Genomic DNA, 19,899 nt, shown 5'->3' on the forward strand with positions numbered 1-19,899 from the left:
TCCAAAGCGTTCGTTCGCCGGTTCTCTGCTCACGTGAATCGCGCGAACCTACGCGTCCGGCCGTTGCGGCCTTCGCTTAACCTGCGAGCCGGGCGGCCAATCCCTCGATAAGCGCGTTCAGACCGAATTCGAACGCGACGTCCGGACCTTCCGTCTGCACTTCATCGAAGATCTGCGCAAGGAATGCCGACGGGCATTTCGCATCGATGGACGCCGCTTCCCGACGCACATCGGCTTCGGCTTCGCTACCTTGTTGCTCCATCGCGCTGCCCACTGTGTAATGGCTGATGGCGATCAGCGCGCGTGCAGCGTCGGCCGGCGCAAATCCGGCTGTGCAGAGCAAGCGGATTTGCGCCTCGACCTTCGCGAACTGAGGGGCTGACGGGCGGGTGCCTGCGTTGATGCAGGTGTTCTTCGCGCCGATATTGGGGCGGTTATCGGACGGGTATGGTCGACGACCCGTGTTGATGTCGTCGTTGGCGGGCGCGACGCTCGATTACGCGATCATGGCCGCAGCACCGGTCCTGTGGATGCTCTACGTGGGGCGAAGCATCCCCGGCGTGACCGGGGCGGTGGCGGCATCGACGGTAGCCGACTTGATGGCGCCTGCCGAGCGCACGCGGTGGTTTGGTTTTACTGGGGCGAGAACGTCGTGGCCGGGATGTGCGTGGCTAATGGGGGCGGGGATGTATGTGTTGTGCGCACCGGTAGTGATGCGTCTGGCAACGACGCCATCCGGGGATCCGAAATAGAAAAAGGGCACATGCTGGTTGATGGCATGTGCCCTTAATCGTCGAGCATACGTCCCGAGGGGAAGCACTGAGAGCGTATGCGGGGCGGATCGGCGCCCTGTTCTGGAGCGAGTTGGGTTTATGTCTGAGCGCCGGAATAGGGTGCCGATCTGCCCGGAGGGAGGTTTCAAGGTTTTAGGTTCAGGTCAACAAAAAACCTAAAAAAAGCTCACTCGGAAGGCGGCGGCACGTAGCCTTGTGCGACGTCGGCACCGTCGCCGAAGAAGTACTTCTCGGTTTGCTTCACGAGGTACTGTCGGGCGCGGGGATCGGCCATGTTCAGGCGGTTCTCGTTGATGAGCATAGTTTGTTGCTTGAGCCATCCGGCCCAGGCTTCTTTCGAGACGCTTTCCCAGAGGCGTTTGCCGAGTTCACCGGGCATGGGCGGAAAATCGAGACCTTCGGCTTCGGTGCCGAGTTTGATGCATTGAACCATGCGGGCCATGAGGGAACTCCTTCGTGATCGTCGAGTGTAGTGTGAATGGGGGCCGCGCGTTGGTGACGGGAGGGGCGCGAGGGGAAGCTCGCAAAAGTCACGTCCCGAGGGCCAACTGCGGCGGCCGATGATCGGATATGGGGGCAGGGGCGCGGGATGCAAGGGATGGGACCGAGCGTCACGCGGGACCTGCCCGCCCTGCTTACAGTTTCTTGATGAGCACCAACGAGCGGCGCTGCCAGTTGTAGAGGCGGCGGCGGTCGGCGGGCAGATCGTCGACGCCTGCTTTGACGAAGCCGCGTTTGAGGAACCAGTGTTCCGTGCGGGTCGTGAGCACGAACAGGCGCTCCAGACCTCGGGCGCGGGCGCGTTGCTCGATGTGTTTGAGCAGACGTTCGCCGTCGCCTGAGCCCTGCGCTTCCGGATCGACCGTCAGGCAGGCCATCTCGCCGATGCGCTCGGAGGGGTACGGATAGAGCGCTGCGCAACCGAAGAGGCGTCCATCGTGCTCGATGACCGAGAAGTGGTCGATGTCGCGTTCGAGCTGGTGGCGGCCGCGGCGGACCAGCGTGCCGTCCGATTCCAGCGGTTCGATGAGTTGCAGAATACCGCCGACGTCGTCGATGGTCGCTTCGCGCAGGCTTTCCAGATTCTCGTACGAGATCATCGTGCCCACGCCATCGTGCGAGAAGAGTTCGAGCAGCATGCTGCCGTCGAGCGAGAACGGCACGATGTGCGCACGGCCTACGCCGGCGCGGCAGGCGCGCGTGGCGTACTTCAGGTAGAAGGCCGAGTCACGGTCGATGGTGCCCTGAGACTGCATGCGCTGGGCGTCTTCCAACGTCAGTTCACGCTGCAACTCGTTGTATTCGTTGAGAACGCCAGGCGTCTCGGTGATGAAGATCAGCTTGTCCGCGCGCAATGCGATGGCGGCGGACGACGCCACGTCTTCCATCGTCAGATTGAACGACTGGCCGGTCGGCGAGAAGCCGAGCGGCGAGAGCAGCACGATCTTGCCGTTCGCGAGCGACAGGCGGATCGACTCGGCGTCGACCTTGCGGACCACGCCCGTGTGCTGGAAGTCCACACCGTCGACGATGCCGACCGGGCGACCGGTCACGAAGTTGCCCGATACGACGCTGATGCGCGCGTTGCCCATCGGCGTGTTCGGCAGCCCCTGGCTGATCGATGCCTCGATATCCAGACGCAGTTCGCCAGCCGCTTCCTTCACGGCCTCGAGCGCGGCGGCATCCGTGATGCGCAACTGCTGAGCGAAGTGCGATTCGATATGTCGCAAGCGCATCTGCTCCTCGACCTGGGGTCGCGAGCCGTGCACCAGCACGATGTGCATGCCCATGGCGCACAGCAGCGCGACGTCCTGAATCAGGGAGTCGAGTCCACCGGCCGCGACCAGTTCGCCGCCAAAGGCGACCACAAAGGTCTTGTCACGGAAGGCATGGATATAAGGAGCGACCGAGCGCAGCCAGTCCACGAACTGGGCTTGATGGGCGGTCTCTTCGTCTTGGAGGGCGGGGTCGGGTTCGGTCAGCATGGGTGTACGTGCGCAAACATGCGCAGATTATATAATGCGCGCCCATGGCAAGTGATGAACGAAATCGACAATCTAAGCCCCCGAAGCCGAAAGTGACGGCGCCGGGGCAGACGCGTGCCCAAACAACGGGCACCACGCAAACTCATAACCCCAAAAATTCGGGCAAAACGGCCGGGCCGCGCGTGTCGCCACCAGAGCGCGCGGCGCGTGAAGCCGAGCGGCTCGCAGCCCGTCAGGCCGCCGCCAACCGCGTGCCCGAGATCCAGTTTCCCGAAGCGCTGCCGGTCTCCGGCCGACGCGAGGAAATCGCGCGCGCCATCGCTGGCCATCAGGTCGTGATCGTCAGCGGCGAAACCGGCTCGGGGAAAACGACCCAGTTGCCCAAGATCTGCCTCGAACTCGGGCGCGGTCTGGGCGCAGGCGGCACTGGCCTCATCGGTCATACCCAGCCGCGACGGATTGCCGCGTCGGCCACCGCGCGTCGCATTGCCGACGAATTGAACACGCCGCTGGGCGAAATCGTCGGCTTCAAGGTGCGGTTCAACGACACGCTCTCCAATGGCGCATCCGTCAAATTGATGACGGACGGGATTCTGCTCGCGGAGACGCAGACCGACCCGCTGTTGCGTGCGTACGACACCCTCATCATCGACGAGGCGCACGAACGCAGTCTGAACATCGACTTCCTGCTCGGCTACCTCAAGCAACTGCTGCCGCGTCGCCCGGATCTGAAGGTCATCATTACCTCGGCGACCATTGACGCGGACCGCTTTGCCCGGCACTTCGGCACGGGCGAGGGCGAGACGCTGCGTCCCGCACCGGTCATCGAAGTGAGTGGACGTCTGTATCCGGTGGAAGTGCGTTACCGCCCGATTCAGGACGATGCGCGCATTGCCAATGCCGAAGGCCGTGAGGGCAGCCGTGCCAGCGCGCGGGACCGTGAGCGCGATCTGATGGACGGCATCGTCGACGCGGTCGACGAGCTTTGCCGCGAGGGCTCGGGCGACGTGCTCGTCTTCCTGCCCGGCGAGCGCGAGATTCGCGAAGCGGCCGAGTCGCTGCGCAAGCACCATCCGCCGCACACCGAAATCCTGCCGCTGTTCGCGCGCCTGTCCGCGGCCGATCAGGAACGCGTGTTCAAGCCGTCCAACGCGCGACGCATCGTGCTCGCGACCAACGTTGCGGAAACGTCGCTGACCGTGCCCGGCATCCGTTATGTAGTCGATGCCGGTACGGCGCGCGTGAAGCGCTACTCGTACCGCAACAAGGTCGAGCAACTGCAGATCGAGTCGATCTCGCAGGCGGCGGCCAACCAGCGGGCCGGACGATGCGGTCGTGTCGCCGACGGTATCTGCATTCGTCTCTACGACGAAACCGACTTCCAGTCGCGCGCGCGCTTCACCGACCCGGAAATCCTGCGCTCGTCGCTGGCTGCCGTCATTCTGCGCATGCAGTCGCTGCGACTGGCCAAGGTCGAGGAATTCCCGTTCATCGAACCGCCGCCGGGGCGCGCCATTGCCGACGGCTACCAACTGCTGGGCGAGCTGGGCGCCGTCGACGACACCAATCAGTTGACGCCGCTCGGGCGCGAACTGGCGCGTTTGCCGCTCGACCCGCGCGTGGGGCGCATGATCCTTGCCGCGCGCGATCAGCAGTCGCTGCGCGAGGTGCTGATCATCGCCAGCGGTCTGGCGGTGCAGGATCCGCGCGAGCGCCCCATCGAAGCGCAGGACGCCGCCGACAACGCGCACAAGAAGTTCGCCGACGAAAAGTCCGAATTCCTGTCGTGGATCAAGATCTGGAAGTGGTTCGAAGAGGCCATTGCGCACAAGAAGTCCAACCGGCTGCTGGCGCAAGCCTGCCGGGAGAACTTCCTGTCGCAGTTGCGTCTGCGCGAATGGCGCGACGTCCATAGCCAGTTGCTCACCGTGGTGCGCGAGCAGGGCTGGCGTCTGAACGAATCGGAAGCGACCTATGAGCAGGTGCATCTGGCGCTGCTCGCAGGTCTGCTCGGCAACATCGGCTGCAAGGCCGACGACGATCCGCATTTCCTCGGCGCGCACGGCATCAAGTTCCACATCTGGCCGGGTTCGTCGCTGGTGAAGAAGGCCGGACGGTGGGTGATGGCGGGTGAACTGGTGGAGACGAGTCGTCTCTACGCGCGCTGCATTGCCCGCATCGAGCCCGAGTGGATCGAGCGCGTGGGCAAGCATCTGGTGAAAACGTCGCTGTCCGACGCACACTGGGAGAAGAAGCCCGCGCAGGTCACCGCCTATGAGCGCGGCACGTTGTACGGCCTGACGATTTACGCGCGCCGACGCATGAACTTCGGTCCACGCGATCCGCGTCGCGCGCGGGAAATCTTCCTGCGAAGCGCGCTGGTGGAAGGCGAATGGGAGACGAAACTCCCGTTCTTCGCCCACAACCGCAAGCTCATCGCGGATATCGAGCAGCTCGAACACAAGTCGCGTCGGCAGGACGTACTCGTCGACGACGAACTGATCTACGCGTTCTACGACGCTCACGTGCCCGCCGACTTGTACGACGGCGCGAGCTTCGAGCATTGGTATCGGGAGACGGCCAAGGGTTCGCCCAGGCTGCTCTACCTCGTGCGCGACGATCTCATGCGCCACGAGGCTGCGGGGGTCACGACCGACCTGTTCCCGAAGAAGACCGTCATCGCGGGCGTTGAAATGGCGCTCACGTACCACTTCGAGCCCGGCTCGCCGCGTGACGGCGTGACGCTCGCCGTGCCGCTCTACGCGCTCAATCAGGTCGATGCGCGCCGCTGCGAGTGGCTCGTGCCGGGCATGCTCAAGGAGAAGGCGCATCTGCTGATGAAGTCGCTGCCGCAGAAGCTGCGTCGGCACTTCGTACCGTTGCCGGAGTACGCGGCGGGCTTCCTCGACCGGGCGACGTTCGGTCAGGGGGCGCTGCTCGATGCGCTGATGGCCGACGCGCGCGAGCTGACCGGCGTCATGCTCAAGTCGAGCGACTTCAAGCTTGAAATGCTCCCGGCGCACTTGTCGATGAACTTCAAGGTGATCGACGAGCACGGCCGTCAGCTCGGCATGGGACGCAATCTGGCGCAACTGCGAGCCGAACTCGGACAGCAGGCGCAGCGCACGTTTCAGCAAATCGCAGCCAGGAGCGGCGCGACGCCCACGGGCAGCGTCGCCGCCGAGCCGCAAGCGGGCGGGGTGTCGAAGGGCGGGCAGGTGTCCGATGCGGGCAAGACCGGCAAGGTCGGTGGCAAATCGCCGGTGCCAGGTGCTGCACCGGCCGCCGCCGTCGAACCCGGGCGCTACGACAATCTCACGACCTGGAGCTTCGGCGAGTTGCCGGAGATGCTGGAGATTCGTCGGGGCGGGCAGACGCTGTTCGGCTACCCGGCGCTGGTCGACCGTGGCGATCATTGCGATCTCGAAGTGTTCGACGATCCGGACGAGGCACAACGCCAGCATCGCGCCGGGCTGCGACGTCTGTTCGCCATTCAGTTGCGCGAGCAGGTGAAGTATCTCGAGAAAAACATCCCCGGCTTGCAGCAGATGGCGATGCAGTACATGGGGCTCGGTACGCAGGAAGAACTGCGCGACCAGATCGTCGATCTGTCGCTCGAGCGGGCGTGCCTGCAACTGCCTTGGCCGGGCGATAACGCGTCGTTCGTCGCGCGCAAGGACGAAGGGCGGGGTCGTCTGACGTTGCTCGCCCAGGAAATCGCCCGGCTCGCGGGGCAGATCCTTACCGAGTACGCCGCGCTCCAGAAGAAACTGACGCAGGCCAAGCCGTTCGCGCAAGCGCACGCCGATATGACAGCGCAGCTGCAACGTCTGATCGGCAAGCGTTTTCTCATCGACACGCCGTATGCACAGTTGGCGCACTTCCCGCGTTATCTGAAGGCGATGGCGGGGCGCATCGACAAGCTCAAGGCCGATCCGGCGCGCGACGCCCGCGCCATGAGCGAACTTGGGCCGCTGCTTCAGAACTGGCAACGGGCGACGTCGCAACGTCGTGACTCGCACGACGCGCGGCTCGACGAGTTCCGCTGGCTGCTCGAAGAGCTGCGGGTGTCGCTCTTCGCGCAGGAGTTGCGCACGCCCATGCCGGTGTCGGTCAAACGTCTGCACAAGGTCTGGGAGGCGTTGCAGCGCTAAGGGCGGTGTGACGAGTCGTTCGATGGCGTCCGGCAGTCTTGCCGGACGCTATTTTTGTATCCGATTCGTCTCTGAGTTTTGCGGTAGTTTGCGTTGTGTCATGAAGTGTTGGAATTGTGTTTCGTCTGATCAAAAAAGTCCGCAGGATGCGGGTTGGCAGAGCGTTCCCGGCCTACAATAGCGGGACTTTTTCCGAGCGATTTTCGAGAGACTCCGTAATGCGCAAACTTCTGATCGCCGCCAGTCTGGCGGCTTCCTTCGGTCTGGCGGCGCTGGTCGGCCCCGTGCGGGCTGCAACGCCGACGCCCGACAGCGTCGTGGTCGTGCTCAATTCGGCCGACGCGAGCGTCAGCCTGATCGACAAGGCCACGCAGAAGGTCATTCAGACGTTTCCGGTCGGCAAAGAGCCGCATCACCTGATGGCCACGCCGGACAACCAGTCGCTCATCGTCGCCAACTCGGTTGGCAACAATCTCGTCTTCCTCGATCCGAAGACGGGGCAGATTCAGCGCAAGATCGAGAACATCGAAGATCCGTATCAGATCGGCTTCTCGCCGGACAAGAAGTGGTTCGTGGCGAACGCGTTGCGTCTGGACCGCGTGGACGTCTATCGCTTCGACGGCAAGAACCTGAGCGTGGCGCAGCGCATTCCCATCAAGAAGATGCCGAGCCACCTGGTGTTCACGCAGGACAGCAAGCTCGTCTTCATTTCGTTGCAGGAATCGAACGAAGTCGCCGCCATCGATCTGGCGACCCAGAAGGTGATCTGGAAGATGAAGGTCGGCGACAGTCCGGCCGGTGTGTGGCTCACGCCGAACGACAAGTACCTGCTCGTTGGCATGACCGGTGCGGACTACGCCGCCGTGGTCGACTGGCGCAACCAGAAGGTCGTGAAGACGATTCCGACGGGCAAGGGCGCGCACAACTTCCGGTCGCTCGCCGACGGCAAGCACGTGCTGATCTCGAACCGCGTGTCGAGCACGATCAGCATCATCGATCAGGACGCGCTGACCAACGTCGGCAACATCACCGGGCTGCTGCCGGGACCGGACGACATGGAACTGACCGCCGACAAGAAGCAACTGTGGGTGACGTTCCGCTGGGCGCGCAAGGTCGGCATCATCGATCTGGCGTCGCGCAAGCTGATCAACACCATTCCGGTCGGTCGCTCCCCTCACGGGATCTATTTCTACGACCGCGCGCCGGTGCTGTAACATCGAGGCCTTACTTTCCAAGGCCTGACCGTCCGGGCGTCGCGCAGACACCCGGACCGGTCGTACCGCACCTGCATGAACGATATACTTCGCGCGCTTGGCCGCGCGCTCGTGAGTCTGCTGCATCCCCGCATGCTGTGGCTCACCGCAATGCCCTTCATCGTCTCCGGTCTTCTCTGGGGCGCTGTGATCTGGTTCGGATGGGAACCGTTCACCGATTTCCTTCGCGTCTGGCTCGAACAGTGGGAATTCACGCAGTGGATTTACCGGTTTTTCGGCTATTTCGGCGTCGACAGCGTGCGCATGGCGCTCGCACCGTTCATTCTCGTGGCGCTGCTCGTCCCGCTGATTGTCGTCACCGCATTGCTGCTCATTGCGGGGTGGTCGATGCCCGCGGTGTTACGCCATCTCTCGCGGCGGCATTTCATTCATCTCGAGGCGCGTCAGGGCGGCTCGTTCTGGGGCAGCCTCGGGCAATCGCTCGGCGCGACGCTCGTGTTTCTGATTGCGGCCCTCGTTACGCTGCCGCTGTGGCTCGTGCCGCCGTTCTTCGCCATCGTGCCGCCACTGCTGTGGGGCTGGCTGACGTACCGCGTGATGACGTACGACGCGCTGGCGTATCACGCGAGTCCGGAGGAGCGCCGTCGACTGGTTCGCGAGAAGCGGCTGCCATTGCTTGTGATCGGGGTGGCGACCGGATTGCTCGGCTCGTTGCCGACCCTGCTGTGGGTCTCGTCCGTCGTCATGATCGTGCTGTTCCCGGTCATTGCGCTGCTCGCGATCTGGCTGTACGTGGTGATCTTCGTGTTCTCCGCGCTGTGGTTCGCCCACTATTGCCTGCGCGCGCTGTCGCGCATGCGCGCCGAGGACGCGCATCGGGAGCCGACCTTCGCCGCGACGGTGCTGCCCGAGGCGGGTGTGCCGCAGCCGGAGAGCGAGGATTTGCCGCCGCTGCTGCCGGGGCCCTCCGAGTCGTCGGGTTCGCCGAACGGTTCTCCCTGAAAGTGGCACAATCGTCACACTGCGCGCTGCCGCCGGGCAGCGCCGCAATATCACCCGGGGCACCCGGGGCGCCCACGGTCTGACGACAAGAGAAAAGGAAGCATCATGGCGGTCGGCATCATCATCATCGGCGACGAGATTCTCTCGGGACGCCGTCACGACAAGCATCTGCCCAAGTTCATCGAATTGCTTGCCGAGCGCGGCATGCAGCTCGGCTGGGCGGAGTATGTGGGCGACGATCCGGCGCGTATCACCGCCACGCTGCGCCGTACGTTCGCGAGCGACGACATCGTCTTCGTGACGGGCGGCATCGGCGCCACGCCGGACGATCACACGCGCCAATGCGCCGCGGCGGCGCTCAATGTGCCGCTGGTGCTCACGCCGGAAGCCGAGGCGCTGATCATGGAGCGCATCGCCGACACGAGCCCGGACGGCCGCGCAGACATGACGCAGGCCGACAATCGCCATCGTCTGAAGATGGGCGAATTTCCGGTCGGCGCGCGCGTGCTGCCCAATCCGTATAACAAGATTCCGGGGTTCTCCGTCGAGCAACACCACTTCATGCCCGGGTTTCCGGTGATGGCGTGGCCGATGATGGCATGGGCGCTCGACACGTACTACGCTGATCTGCATCATCTGACGAAACACACCGAGCGTTCGGTGCTGGTCTTCGGTCTGGCCGAATCGACGCTCACGCCGCTCATGGAAGCCATCGAGGCCGAGTACGACGGCATCAAGGTGTTCAGCCTGCCGAGCGTGGGCGATGCCGAGCGCGGCGCGGTCTATGCGCGTCGCCACATCGATCTCGGGGTGAAGGGCGATCCGTCGCTGGTCGGTGCGGCTTTCGAGCGTCTGATCGCCGGCGTGGAGGCGCTCGGTGGCGAGATCGTCCACCCCGCCGAGGCAGTGGCGTTGCCGGAGGGCACGGTGCCGCCAGCAGAGTGATGGCGTGCGCTGAGGCCGTCTGACCGACGTAGGAAAAGCGTCTCATAAACGCCAAAACGGCGCTTGCCTTCGCGGGCAAGCGCCGTTTTCGTTTGCGGGGTGTCGCGACGGGAAGGGGCAGGCGCGGAAGCTGCGCGGTCCGTCGCGTGACCTGACGCCCGGCGCTCGCGTCAGAATCCGGCGAGCACCAGCTTGCCGATGGTGCGTCCGCCTTCGAGTTGCGCGTGGGCGCGACGCAGATTCGTGGCGTTGATCGGGCCAATGACCTGACCGACCGTCGTGCGCAGCGTGCCTGCGTCCACCAGACGGGCCACTTCGGTCAGCAGCTTGTGCTGCGCAATCATGTCCGGCGTCTCGTACATGGCGCGCGTGAACATGAACTCCCAGACGAACGTGGCGCTCTTGCTCTTGAGCAAACCGATTTCCAGCGGCCCGGCGTTCTCCACAATCGAGCAGATCTTTCCTTGCGGTGCGACGGCTTCGGCCATCGCCGGGAAGTGCGTGTCGGTGTCGTTCAGGCACAGTACGAACTCGACTTGCGGCAGGCCGATCGCTTTGAGCTGCGTCGGCATGTCCTGATAGTGGTCGATGACGTGTTGCGCGCCGAGCTGACGGCACCAGTCAGCCGACTCCGGACGCGAGGCCGTGGCGACGACGGTGAGCTTGGCCAGACGTCGCGCGAGCTGAATCGCGATGGACCCCACGCCGCCTGCGCCGCCGACGATCAGGATCGACTTGCCTTCATCGCCGCCATCGGGGGCCACGCCGAGGCGGTCGAACAGGGCTTCCCACGCCGTGATCGTCGTGAGCGGCAGGGCAGCGGCGTTCGCGAAGTCAAGCGACACGGGCATATGGCCGGTGATCCGTTCGTCCACCAGATGGAACTCGCTGTTCGCACCGGGGCGCGTGATGCTACCCGCGTAGTACACGGGGTCGCCCACCTTGAAGAGCGTGACGTCGGGGCCGACGGCCGCGACGGTGCCTGCGGCGTCCCAGCCGAGCACGCGCGGACTTGCTTCGACCTTGTCCTTCGGGGCGCGCACCTTGGTGTCGACCGGATTCACGGAAATAGCTTCGACTTTGATCAGCAGATCGCGCCCGGCCGGGGTCGGCGTGGGCAGTTCAACGTCTTCGAGCGACTTCGGGTCGTCGATCGGCAGATATCGGGTCAGTGCAATGGCTTTCATCGTTTTCTCCTGAAAGTGGGGTGCAACGCCTGCGTGGGGTGTTTTGGCGGCGCACCGGATGCGATAGCGAAAGACTACGGCTAGTCGATTGCTTTGATAATTCGGATAATGCGGAAAAGATTTTTTGGGAAATCCATCAAATGGCATTGGACCTCGATACCGTAGCGTTGTTCGTTCGGGTCGCCGCGCTGGGCAATGTGTCGGCGGCGGGGCGCGAGCGGGGGCTGTCCCCGGCGACGGCAAGCACACGGCTCGTGCAACTCGAAGGCGTGCTGGGGGCCCGGCTGTTGCACCGTACGACACGGCGCGTGGCGTTGACGCAGGAGGGAGAGGTGTTCCTCACGCAGGCGCAGACGTTGCTCGCGGCGGAGGCGCAGGCGCTGGCGAGCGTCGGGCAGGGGTTCGCCGCGCCGCAGGGCCTGTTGCGGGTGTCGTGTTCGTCGTCGTTCGCACGTCAGCATATTTCGCCCACATTGCCCGAGTTTCTCGCCCGCTATCCCGGTATTTCGCTGGATTTCCGGTTGACGGACCGTGTCGTCGATCTGCTGGAAGAGGGCGTCGACATGGCGATTCGGGTCGGGGCATTGCGCGATTCCACCCTGATCGCCCGGAAGCTCGCGGCCAATCGGCGCACGCTGTGTGCGTCGCCCGCGTATCTCGCGGCGCATGGCGCGCCGAAGCATCCCGGCGATCTCGCGCAGCATGAGTGCCTGACGCTCGGCGACCAGCGCGACTGGCGCTTTGTGACCCCGGGCGGCCCGATGAGCGTGCGCGTATCCGGGCGACTGGTGTCGGATAACGGTGAGGTGCTGCGTGACGCGGTGCTGGCGGGGTTAGGCATTGCGCTGAAGTCGACGTGGGACGTCGCGGCTTACTTGCAGCGGGGAGAACTCGTGCCGGTATTACCGGCGTATCCGCTCGCGGAGGAGGTCGCCATCTGGGCCGTCTATCCGAGCCGGGTGTTCGTGCCGCCCAAGACGCAGGCGATGATCGAGTTTCTGCAGGCGCGCTTCGGCCCGGTGCCGTACTGGGAGGCGCAGTGGCCGACGAAAGCCGTCGGGCGCGACGAATAGGACGCGTCAGGAGGCTCGGCGCAACGTTGGCCCGGAACGCTGTGCGGCGCGGGTAACAGCGAGAGGGCGCACGAGCCAGTGAACGAGTGAGCGAAAGCGGGAAAGTGCGAGCGGCGTTCAGGGCTGCACGTACTTGCTCAATGCAGACGGTGCTTCCTCGGCAACTGCGAGCCGGTGTCCTCGTGGCCGATGGCCGGGCTGGCGTGATGCAGCACCAGACGCCAGCCGTCGGCTTCTTTCAGATAGACGTTCGTGGCGAGCACGAAAGCGAAGCGCGCTTCCGGCTGCCGCTCGACCTGAATCTGCTCAAGGACATTGTGAACGGCGCACAACGGGTTGTGGGCTACTTGAAGTTGATTCGCGATGACCTGCATGCCGCCCTTGGCGAGGACCTCATGCCAGCTCGCTCTGACCGCCGCCGGGCCGACGTGCCGTGGCCCCGCAGGGTGAATGCATACCACTTCCTCGTCTTCGGACCAGACCTCCATCAGCAAGTCCGTATCACCGGCGCGCAGCGCTTCGTAGAAGGCGTGTTCGGCGTCTTCCGGACTCAGAAATATGGCAGCGGGCATAACGGCGTCCTCCGTCGGAGACAAACGCGTGTCGCATGCGTGTCGTAAGCGTGGTCGCCCTCGACCCACAGTCGGGGCGGCGAACGCGCCGATTATGGAGCGTTTGCCGAGGCTTGTCGAACATCGGTCCTTTTGATCTGGCGCAAAGCGCCGGGATGGTCAGGCCGTTAGCGTATCGGTAACGGGTTAGTCGCGGATTGGCGACTGATCGGCAACGCGAGAGAGTCGCGGTGGGCAGCGGCAGGGTTCTGTGGGGAAGTGCGAGCGAGTCGGCGCGGGGGCGTGTGAGCGGGGGCGCTCCGCGCCCCCGGCAGCCGCATCAGCAGTGATGCACGCCGACGCCGGCGAGTTCGCGCAGGGCAACACCGTCTATGATCTTGACGTGGCGTTGACGGATTTCGATCATCCCATTCTGTGCGAAACGCGAGAACAGGCGGCTGACCGTCTCCAGTTTGAGGCCCAGGAAGCTGCCGATTTCCTCACGGCTCATGCGCAGCACGAACTCGTTGGCAGCGTAACCCCGCGCAGACAGGCGCTCGGAGAGATTGAGCAGGAAGACGGCCAGGCGCTCCTCGGCGCGCATCGTCCCCAGGGCGAGCAGTTGCTGGTGCTCGTTGCGGATTTCCTGGCTCATCAGACGATGCAACTGGCGTTGCAACGACGGTACCTGACGCGAAAGCGTCTCAAGCTCGCCGAAGCGCGCGATGCACAGTTCGCTGTCTTCGAGCGCCACGGCGGTGCTCGGGTGATGGTTGTCGGCCACGGCATCGAGGCCGATCAGCTCACCCTGAAGGTGGAAGCCGACGACCTGCTCACGGCCGTCGGGGGCGGTGACGCAGCTTTTGAGCGACCCGAAACGAATGCCGTAGACGGCGGTGAGGTCATCGTTGGCGTGATAGAGCACTTCGCCCTTCTTGAGGCGGCGGCGTTCGCTCACGAGTGCGTCCAGTCGTTCCAGCTCCGGCTCAGGGATGCCGACGGGCAGGCAGAACTGCCCCAGCGAGCACGTGGAACAACGAGGCTGGGCAACCGGAATGGGGTTGCCGGGAGTGCGACCGATGTCGGTGGTCATGGAGGCCCCTGAAGTTATTTTGCGAGTTTACCATGAGGCGTCGACCCGTCGTTTCGGCGCTCGGCACGCCAAGGTTTGTGACGACGCTTTACGGGCGTGGATGTTTCAGTAATAATTGCGCACATACCGGACGTCCGTCTTGCCGCACTATCGGCTTGGGCGTTTTCCCGGCAGGTCGTTTCGAAGCATTCTGGTCGCGCCGCCGTCACTACGACCGAACACAATAGGGCGCGCGCTTATGCGAAACGGTAGTCTTCCATCGACGACCGTTTTCTGGTTCCAAGCATCCATTTATTCCTGATACCGGGTTGCCAAGCCCCCGGTCTGCTTAGTCGCACATGAATACCCAAGAGGCGAAACTCGTCCTCGAGACCGCGTTGATTTGCGCGCAGGAGCCGCTCAAGGTCGGCGATCTGCGTAAGCTCTTCAATGACGCCGTGTCCGGTGACACGGTGCGCGCGCTGCTCGAGGAAATCCGCGTGCAATGGGACGGCCGAGGTGTGGAATTGGTGGCGCTGGCCACCGGCTGGCGTTTCCAAAGCCGTCCGCGCATGCGTGAATACCTTGACCGCCTCAATCCGGAGAAGCCGCCGAAGTACTCGCGCGCTGTGATGGAGACGCTGGCGATCATTGCTTACCGGCAACCGGTTACGCGCGGCGATATCGAAGAGATTCGCGGCGTGACGGTCAATACGCAGATCATCAAGCAGCTCGAAGATCGTGGCTGGATCGAAGTGATCGGACATCGCGACGTGCCGGGACGCCCCGGTCTGTATGCGACGACCAAGGACTTCCTGGACGACCTCGGCCTGCGTGCGCTCGATGCGTTGCCGCCGTTGGAAGACCCGGCCGCGCAGGCGCAGATCGATCTGCTGGCGCAACAGAACATCGAATTCGGTGAGCGTGCCGAGGGCGAAGAAGGCGAGGCGGAAGCCACGGACGACGCGCCGGTGGCCGATGCCGAGGCGCTGGCCCGTCTGGCGCAAACGCGTGCCGACGATCTGCCGCTCGCACAGGGGGTGCCGGAAGGTCAGCGCCCGCCAGCGGTCGGCGACGAGGCGCTGTCGGATGAGGCACTACTCGACGCCATGATGGCCGAAGGCGAAGCGCAGGCACCTGCCGATGTCGCGGTGCTCGACGTCGATACATCGGCAGAGATTTCGTCCGATGTGGCGGAACTCGCGGACGCAGCACACGTCAGTGAGCAGGACGATGCCGATGAGGCGGCTGGCAAAAGGGCAGACGGGGCAGACGGGAAGGACGATACGTCGTTGGCCGCCCTTGATGCCGGGACTGCCGAAGTGCCGGGCGACGACGACATCGACAGCGGATCGGTATTGGCATCTGATGCGCAACACGAGGAATTTTCCGAAGTATCGGAATCTGCGGTTCCTGTCGGCGACGATTCGCCGCAAGATGTGCAGAGCGTCGATATAGAAGAAGGCGCGCAAGAAGGTGCGACGCAGGCGGAAGATCCCGCGGCGTCGTTGGCGCAAGAGGTTTCCCCGCACGCTGTCGACCCGGCAGCGAACGAAGCCGCCGCCGGGCAGCCCATGCCCGGTGCGATAGACGACGAGAACGACGGGGACGACAAGAATCTCGTCACCGGTACCTGAGGCGGCGGCGCTCTGCGCCGCGCATACCTTCAGGGCCGTTTAGCGATAAGAACGAAGTCGCGGCAGGCTTTTGCCGCGCATTCATGGTGCGAACACGGATCAGGACAGCGACCCAAGCCTGCCCACGACGATCCCGTTTTCCAATGAGGTTGTGTTGAAACAAAACGAAGAATCCCAGGACCTGCACGCACGCGATGCCGGTGCCGAAGCGCGTTCGCCGGAAGGCGAGGGTGGCGATGAAAAGGCGCGCCGTGGTTTGCGCCGTGGCCCGCGCAGTCTGATCGCTCGCCGCCGTGCGGCTCAGCAAGCCAAGCGCGAAGGCGACGATGCCGGCGAATTCGCCGGTTCGGACGCCACGTCAGGCCAACCCTCTCCCGAGGCTCAGCAAGGCCCGGCGTCCGGCGCTGAAGGTACGCCGTCTGCTGCGCAGACGCGAGGCCGCGCCAACACGCGCAAGCCGCGTGGCGGCAGGCGTGACGACGCCCAGCAAGCTACGCAACCGGCACAGGCTGGCGGTGTAGCGGCGGGTGGCCGTCAGAAGCGCGGCGCTCAGGGGGCTCAAAGTCAAGGTGCTCAAGGTGGCCAGGGCGGCCAGGGTGCCGCAAGCAAGACGCAGGGCCGTGGCCGCAAGGGCTCGGCGGGCGGGCCGCGCAGCGGTGCAGGTGGTAAGGGCGGTGCAGGCCATGCTGGCGACAGCGATCTGTTCGCCTTCGTGACGTCCGGCGGTTTCGATGGTGATGACGCCGAGGGCGACAACGCAGCCGCCAAGCGCGGTCGCCGTCCGGCCGATCGTCGCGTGCTCTCGCCCGACGACGAAGCGCCGAAGCTGCACAAGGTGTTGGCCGAGGCCGGTATGGGCTCGCGTCGCGAGATGGAGGAGCTGATTCTCGCCGGTCGCGTGTCGGTGAATTCAGAGCCGGCGCACATCGGGCAGCGCATTTTGCCGACCGACCAGGTCCGCATCAACGGCAAGCTCGTCAAGCGTCGTATCACCAGCAAGCCGCCGCGCGTGCTGCTGTATCACAAGCCTGCTGGCGAAATCGTCAGCCATGCCGATCCGGAAGGCCGCACCTCGGTGTTCGACCGTCTGCCGCCGATGAAGACAGCCAAGTGGCTCGCGGTCGGGCGTCTGGACTTCAATACGGAAGGTCTGCTGATCCTGACGACGTCGGGCGATCTGGCCAACCGTTTCATGCACCCGCGTTACGAAATCGAGCGTGAATACGCCGTGCGCACCGTGGGGCAACTGAACGAAGCGTCGCGTCAGCAACTGTTGCACGGCATCAAGCTGGACGACGGTGAAGCCAACTTTCTGCGCCTGAAAGATGGCGGCGGCGAAGGCTCGAACCACTGGTATCACGTCGCGCTGGCCGAAGGGCGCAACCGCGAAGTGCGTCGTATGTTCGATGCGGCCGGGTTGATGGTGAGCCGGCTGATCCGTACGCGTTACGGCCCGTTGACGTTGCCTCGCGGTCTCAAGCGCGGTCGCTATGAAGAGATGGACGAAGCGCAGGTGCGTTCGCTGTTCGCCGCCGTCGGTATGAAGATGCCCGGGGCAGCCTCGGACGAAAAGGGCGCGCGCAATGGTGCAAACGGTGGCCGCGGCGGAAAGCCCGGCGCCGCGAAGGAGCCACGCCGTCAGCCCGATCCGATGCAAACGGCGCTGGGCGTCTTTGCTCGTGAGCCGGGGCAGTCGCGTCGCCCGCGCGCCAATCCGTTGACCGCGTTTGTCGGTCCGAGCGGTGGCTATCCGGGGCAGACGTCTTCGCCGCGCGGCGAAGGTCGCCGCTTCGGCGGTGGCAACAGCGCGGGTGGCTTCGGCGGGCAGTCGCGCAGCGGTAACGGCAGCGGCAACGGCGGTAATGGAGGAAACGGTGGCTATGGCGGCGGCAACGCCAACGGCAATCGCAGCCGTGGCGGCAACCGGACGGGCGGCGGCGGAGGCCAGGGCAACCGTGGCAATCGCGGCGGCAACCGGTCGCGCTGAAGGGCGCCGATCTTGCATTGCGGCAATGTGACACTGTGGCCTGTTCCTCGGGCATTTCGGGCGTCAAGCGTTGCAAATCGGCCCAAAACCATATAAAATCAAAGAATAAGCTGGTTTGCGTGTCGGGCGTTCTGCTGCGATGCGCACCTCATGCGCAATGAGGCTGTAAGAAATGGGCGTTTCGCCCATTTTTTTTTTGCCGCGAGCGTTTAGCGCGGCCGATGCCGCCACGTCGGGGAGTGGGTGTGTCGACTCAGGCACACCGGCCCGGACGGTCGAGGCAGGTATCGTGCGACGTCCCATGCGGGGCGCGCAGACATGTCGGGCGCTGCTGATGCGCGCGAGTTTTTCTAGGGTGAGCAAAGTTGCAATTGCCAGAACTGATCGAGACCACGGTCGAAGGCCTGGGTTACGAGCTGGTCGATCTTGAGCGCGCGGGCGGCGGACTGCTGCGCGTATATATCGATAAGCCGGAAGGCATCTCTATCGATGACTGCGAGACGGTGAGCCGTCAGCTCTCGCACGTCCTGATGGTCGAGAACGTCAATTACGACCGACTTGAAGTGTCGTCGCCGGGGCTGGACCGTCCGCTGCGCAAGCTGCGTGACTTCGAGCGTTTTGCCGGCGTCGAAATAAGTCTCACGTTGCGTGTGCCGCTCGAAGGCCGCAAGCAGTTCCGCGGCATTTTGCAGGCAACGCAAGGCGAAAACTTGAGCCTTGAGTTCGAAGGCAAGGGCGGCCCGGCGCTGCTCGAATTCACCCTCGCGGATATTGACCGTGCGCGCCTTGTGCCGCAGATTGATTTTAGGAGTCGCAAACGATGAGTCGCGAAGTATTGCTGTTGGTCGATGCGCTCGCGCGCGAAAAGAACGTCGACAAGGATGTCGTGTTCGGCGCGCTTGAAGCAGCATTGGCTTCGGCCACGAAGAAGCGCTACAGCGAAGACGTCGACATTCGCGTGCACATCGACCGCGAGTCGGGCGAGCACGAGAGCTTTCGTCGCTGGTTGGTAGTGCCGGACGAAGCGGGTCTGCAGGATCCGGACAAGCAGATTCTGTCGTTCGAAGCCAAGGAAGACGATCCGTCTCTCGAAGTCGGCGACTTCGTCGAAGAGGCGGTGGAATCGGTCGAATTCGGCCGTATCGGCGCGCAGGCGGCCAAGCAAGTGATTCTGCAACGCATTCGCGATGCCGAGCGCGAGCAGATCCTCTCCGACTTCCTGGAGCGCGGCGAGAAGATCATGACCGGCACGGTCAAGCGTCTCGACAAGGGCAACCTGATCGTCGAGTCCGGCCGTGTGGAAGCACTGCTGCGTCGCGATCAACTCATCCCGAAGGAAAACCTGCGTATCGGTGACCGCGTTCGTGCGTACATCGTGAAGGTGGACCGCACTGCACGTGGCCCGCAGATCGAACTCTCGCGCACGGCGCCGGAATTCCTGATCGAGTTGTTCGGCATGGAAGTGCCGGAAATCGAGCAGGGCCTGCTGGAGATCAAGTCTGCGGCTCGTGACCCGGGCATGCGCGCCAAGATTGCCGTGGTGGCTTACGACAAGCGTATCGATCCGATCGGCACGTGCGTGGGCATTCGCGGCACGCGCGTGCAGGCTGTGCGTAACGAACTCGGCGGTGAGAACGTGGACATCGTGCTGTGGTCGGAAGACCCCGCGCAGTTCGTGATCGGTGCGCTGGCGCCTGCGGCGGTGCAGTCGATCGTCGTGGACGAAGAGAAGCACAGCATGGACGTCGTCGTCGACGAGAACGAACTGGCGGTGGCGATCGGTCGCAGCGGTCAGAACGTGCGTCTGGCGTCGGAACTGACCGGCTGGCAGATCAACATCATGACGCCGGACGAATCGGCCGAGAAGCAGAACGAAGAGCGCGGCACGCTGCGCACGTTGTTCATGCAGCGTCTCGATGTGGACGAAGAAGTGGCGGACATCCTGATCGAGGAAGGTTTCTCGAGCCTGGAAGAGATCGCCTACGTGCCCCTGAACGAAATGCTTGAAATCGAAGCGTTCGACGAGGACACGGTCCATGAGCTGCGCAATCGTGCACGCGACGCCCTGCTGACACAGGCAATTGCCACCGAGGAGAAGGTTGAGGGCGTTGCGCTCGATCTGAAGAGCCTCGACGGCATGACGCCCGAGTTGCTGGCCAAGCTGGCCGAGCATGAAATTCAGACGCGCGATGATCTGGCCGAGCTGGCCGTCGACGAACTGACCGAGATGACCGGCGTCGACGAGGAAGCCGCAAAGGCCCTGATCATGAAAGCGCGAGAGCACTGGTTCCAATGATG

15 protein-coding genes and 1 pseudogene are annotated in these 19,899 nt (G+C 64.1%); 10 read left to right on the forward strand and 6 right to left on the reverse strand.

Annotated elements, in window-relative coordinates; genetic code table 11:
• Positions 1-76 precede the first annotated feature (76 nt).
• Positions 77-343 carry a TetR/AcrR family transcriptional regulator C-terminal domain-containing protein gene (locus MB84_RS10210; protein WP_052653136.1) on the reverse strand — a complete coding sequence of 89 codons (267 nt, stop codon included), beginning with the start codon at positions 341-343 and terminating at the stop codon, positions 77-79.
• 52 nt (positions 344-395) lie between these two features.
• On the opposite strand from MB84_RS10210, the pseudogene MB84_RS30920 reads away from it, so the two are divergent.
• A pseudogene (locus MB84_RS30920) lies at positions 396-644 on the forward strand (MFS transporter); the annotation flags it as partial.
• Between the two features lie 316 nt (positions 645-960).
• On the opposite strand, the gene MB84_RS10220 reads toward MB84_RS30920, so the two are convergent.
• Together MB84_RS10220 and argA are read right to left on the reverse strand one after the other, a co-directional pair.
• Positions 961-1,236, reverse strand: a complete 276-nt coding sequence (locus MB84_RS10220) for an oxidative damage protection protein (protein ID WP_039398907.1) — start codon at positions 1,234-1,236, stop codon at positions 961-963.
• Between the two features lie 193 nt (positions 1,237-1,429).
• Entirely contained in the window at positions 1,430-2,779 is a 1,350-nt protein-coding gene (gene argA / locus MB84_RS10225; protein ID WP_039398905.1) for an amino-acid N-acetyltransferase, read from the reverse strand.
• Between the two features lie 44 nt (positions 2,780-2,823).
• On the opposite strand from argA, the gene hrpA reads away from it, so the two are divergent.
• From hrpA to MB84_RS10245, 4 genes are all read left to right on the forward strand, one after another.
• The gene (gene hrpA / locus MB84_RS10230) at positions 2,824-6,933 is read left to right on the forward strand and encodes an ATP-dependent RNA helicase HrpA (protein WP_084009710.1); all 4,110 of its coding nucleotides are present in this window, start codon (positions 2,824-2,826) and stop codon (positions 6,931-6,933) included.
• 218 nt (positions 6,934-7,151) lie between these two features.
• On the forward strand, positions 7,152-8,147 hold the full coding sequence (locus MB84_RS10235; protein WP_046291695.1) for a YVTN family beta-propeller repeat protein: 996 nt from the start codon (positions 7,152-7,154) through the stop codon (positions 8,145-8,147).
• 75 nt (positions 8,148-8,222) lie between these two features.
• Positions 8,223-9,149, forward strand: coding sequence for an EI24 domain-containing protein (locus tag MB84_RS10240; protein WP_046291696.1), 927 nt, complete (start codon positions 8,223-8,225; stop codon positions 9,147-9,149).
• A 105-nt stretch (positions 9,150-9,254) separates the two neighbouring features.
• The gene (locus MB84_RS10245; protein ID WP_046291697.1) at positions 9,255-10,094 is read left to right on the forward strand and encodes a competence/damage-inducible protein A; all 840 of its coding nucleotides are present in this window, start codon (positions 9,255-9,257) and stop codon (positions 10,092-10,094) included.
• 170 nt (positions 10,095-10,264) lie between these two features.
• Here MB84_RS10245 and MB84_RS10250 read toward each other — a convergent pair whose 3' ends face one another.
• Complete coding sequence (locus MB84_RS10250; protein WP_046291698.1) at positions 10,265-11,281, reverse strand: zinc-binding alcohol dehydrogenase family protein; 1,017 nt, start codon at positions 11,279-11,281, stop codon at positions 10,265-10,267.
• 140 nt (positions 11,282-11,421) lie between these two features.
• On the opposite strand from MB84_RS10250, the gene MB84_RS10255 reads away from it, so the two are divergent.
• The gene (locus tag MB84_RS10255) at positions 11,422-12,354 is read left to right on the forward strand and encodes a LysR family transcriptional regulator (RefSeq protein ID WP_046291699.1); all 933 of its coding nucleotides are present in this window, start codon (positions 11,422-11,424) and stop codon (positions 12,352-12,354) included.
• A gap of 137 nt (positions 12,355-12,491) precedes the next feature.
• Here the strand turns inward: MB84_RS10255 and MB84_RS10260 are convergent, their stop codons facing one another.
• Positions 12,492-12,926 (reverse strand): YybH family protein, encoded by a 435-nt coding sequence (locus tag MB84_RS10260; RefSeq protein ID WP_046291700.1) that lies wholly within the window; start codon positions 12,924-12,926, stop codon positions 12,492-12,494.
• Positions 12,927-13,245: 319 nt separating this feature from the next.
• A complete protein-coding gene (gene fnr / locus MB84_RS10265; protein ID WP_046291701.1) occupies positions 13,246-13,998 on the reverse strand; it encodes a fumarate/nitrate reduction transcriptional regulator Fnr in 753 nt (250 codons plus the stop codon).
• A 338-nt stretch (positions 13,999-14,336) separates the two neighbouring features.
• On the opposite strand from fnr, the gene scpB reads away from it, so the two are divergent.
• From scpB to nusA, 4 genes are all read left to right on the forward strand, one after another.
• Complete coding sequence (gene scpB / locus MB84_RS10270; RefSeq protein ID WP_046291702.1) at positions 14,337-15,614, forward strand: SMC-Scp complex subunit ScpB; 1,278 nt, start codon at positions 14,337-14,339, stop codon at positions 15,612-15,614.
• 154 nt (positions 15,615-15,768) lie between these two features.
• A complete protein-coding gene (locus MB84_RS10275) occupies positions 15,769-17,601 on the forward strand; it encodes a pseudouridine synthase (protein ID WP_425415893.1) in 1,833 nt (610 codons plus the stop codon).
• A gap of 365 nt (positions 17,602-17,966) precedes the next feature.
• Positions 17,967-18,425 carry a ribosome maturation factor RimP gene (gene rimP, locus MB84_RS10280; RefSeq protein WP_046291703.1) on the forward strand — a complete coding sequence of 153 codons (459 nt, stop codon included), beginning with the start codon at positions 17,967-17,969 and terminating at the stop codon, positions 18,423-18,425.
• Complete coding sequence (gene nusA, locus MB84_RS10285) at positions 18,422-19,897, forward strand: transcription termination factor NusA (RefSeq protein ID WP_046291704.1); 1,476 nt, start codon at positions 18,422-18,424, stop codon at positions 19,895-19,897. Before rimP ends, nusA begins: the two co-directional genes overlap by 4 nt.
• Positions 19,898-19,899 lie beyond the last annotated feature (2 nt).

Source organism: Pandoraea oxalativorans (genome assembly GCF_000972785.3).
Taxonomy (GTDB): Bacteria; Pseudomonadota; Gammaproteobacteria; order Burkholderiales; family Burkholderiaceae; genus Pandoraea; species Pandoraea oxalativorans.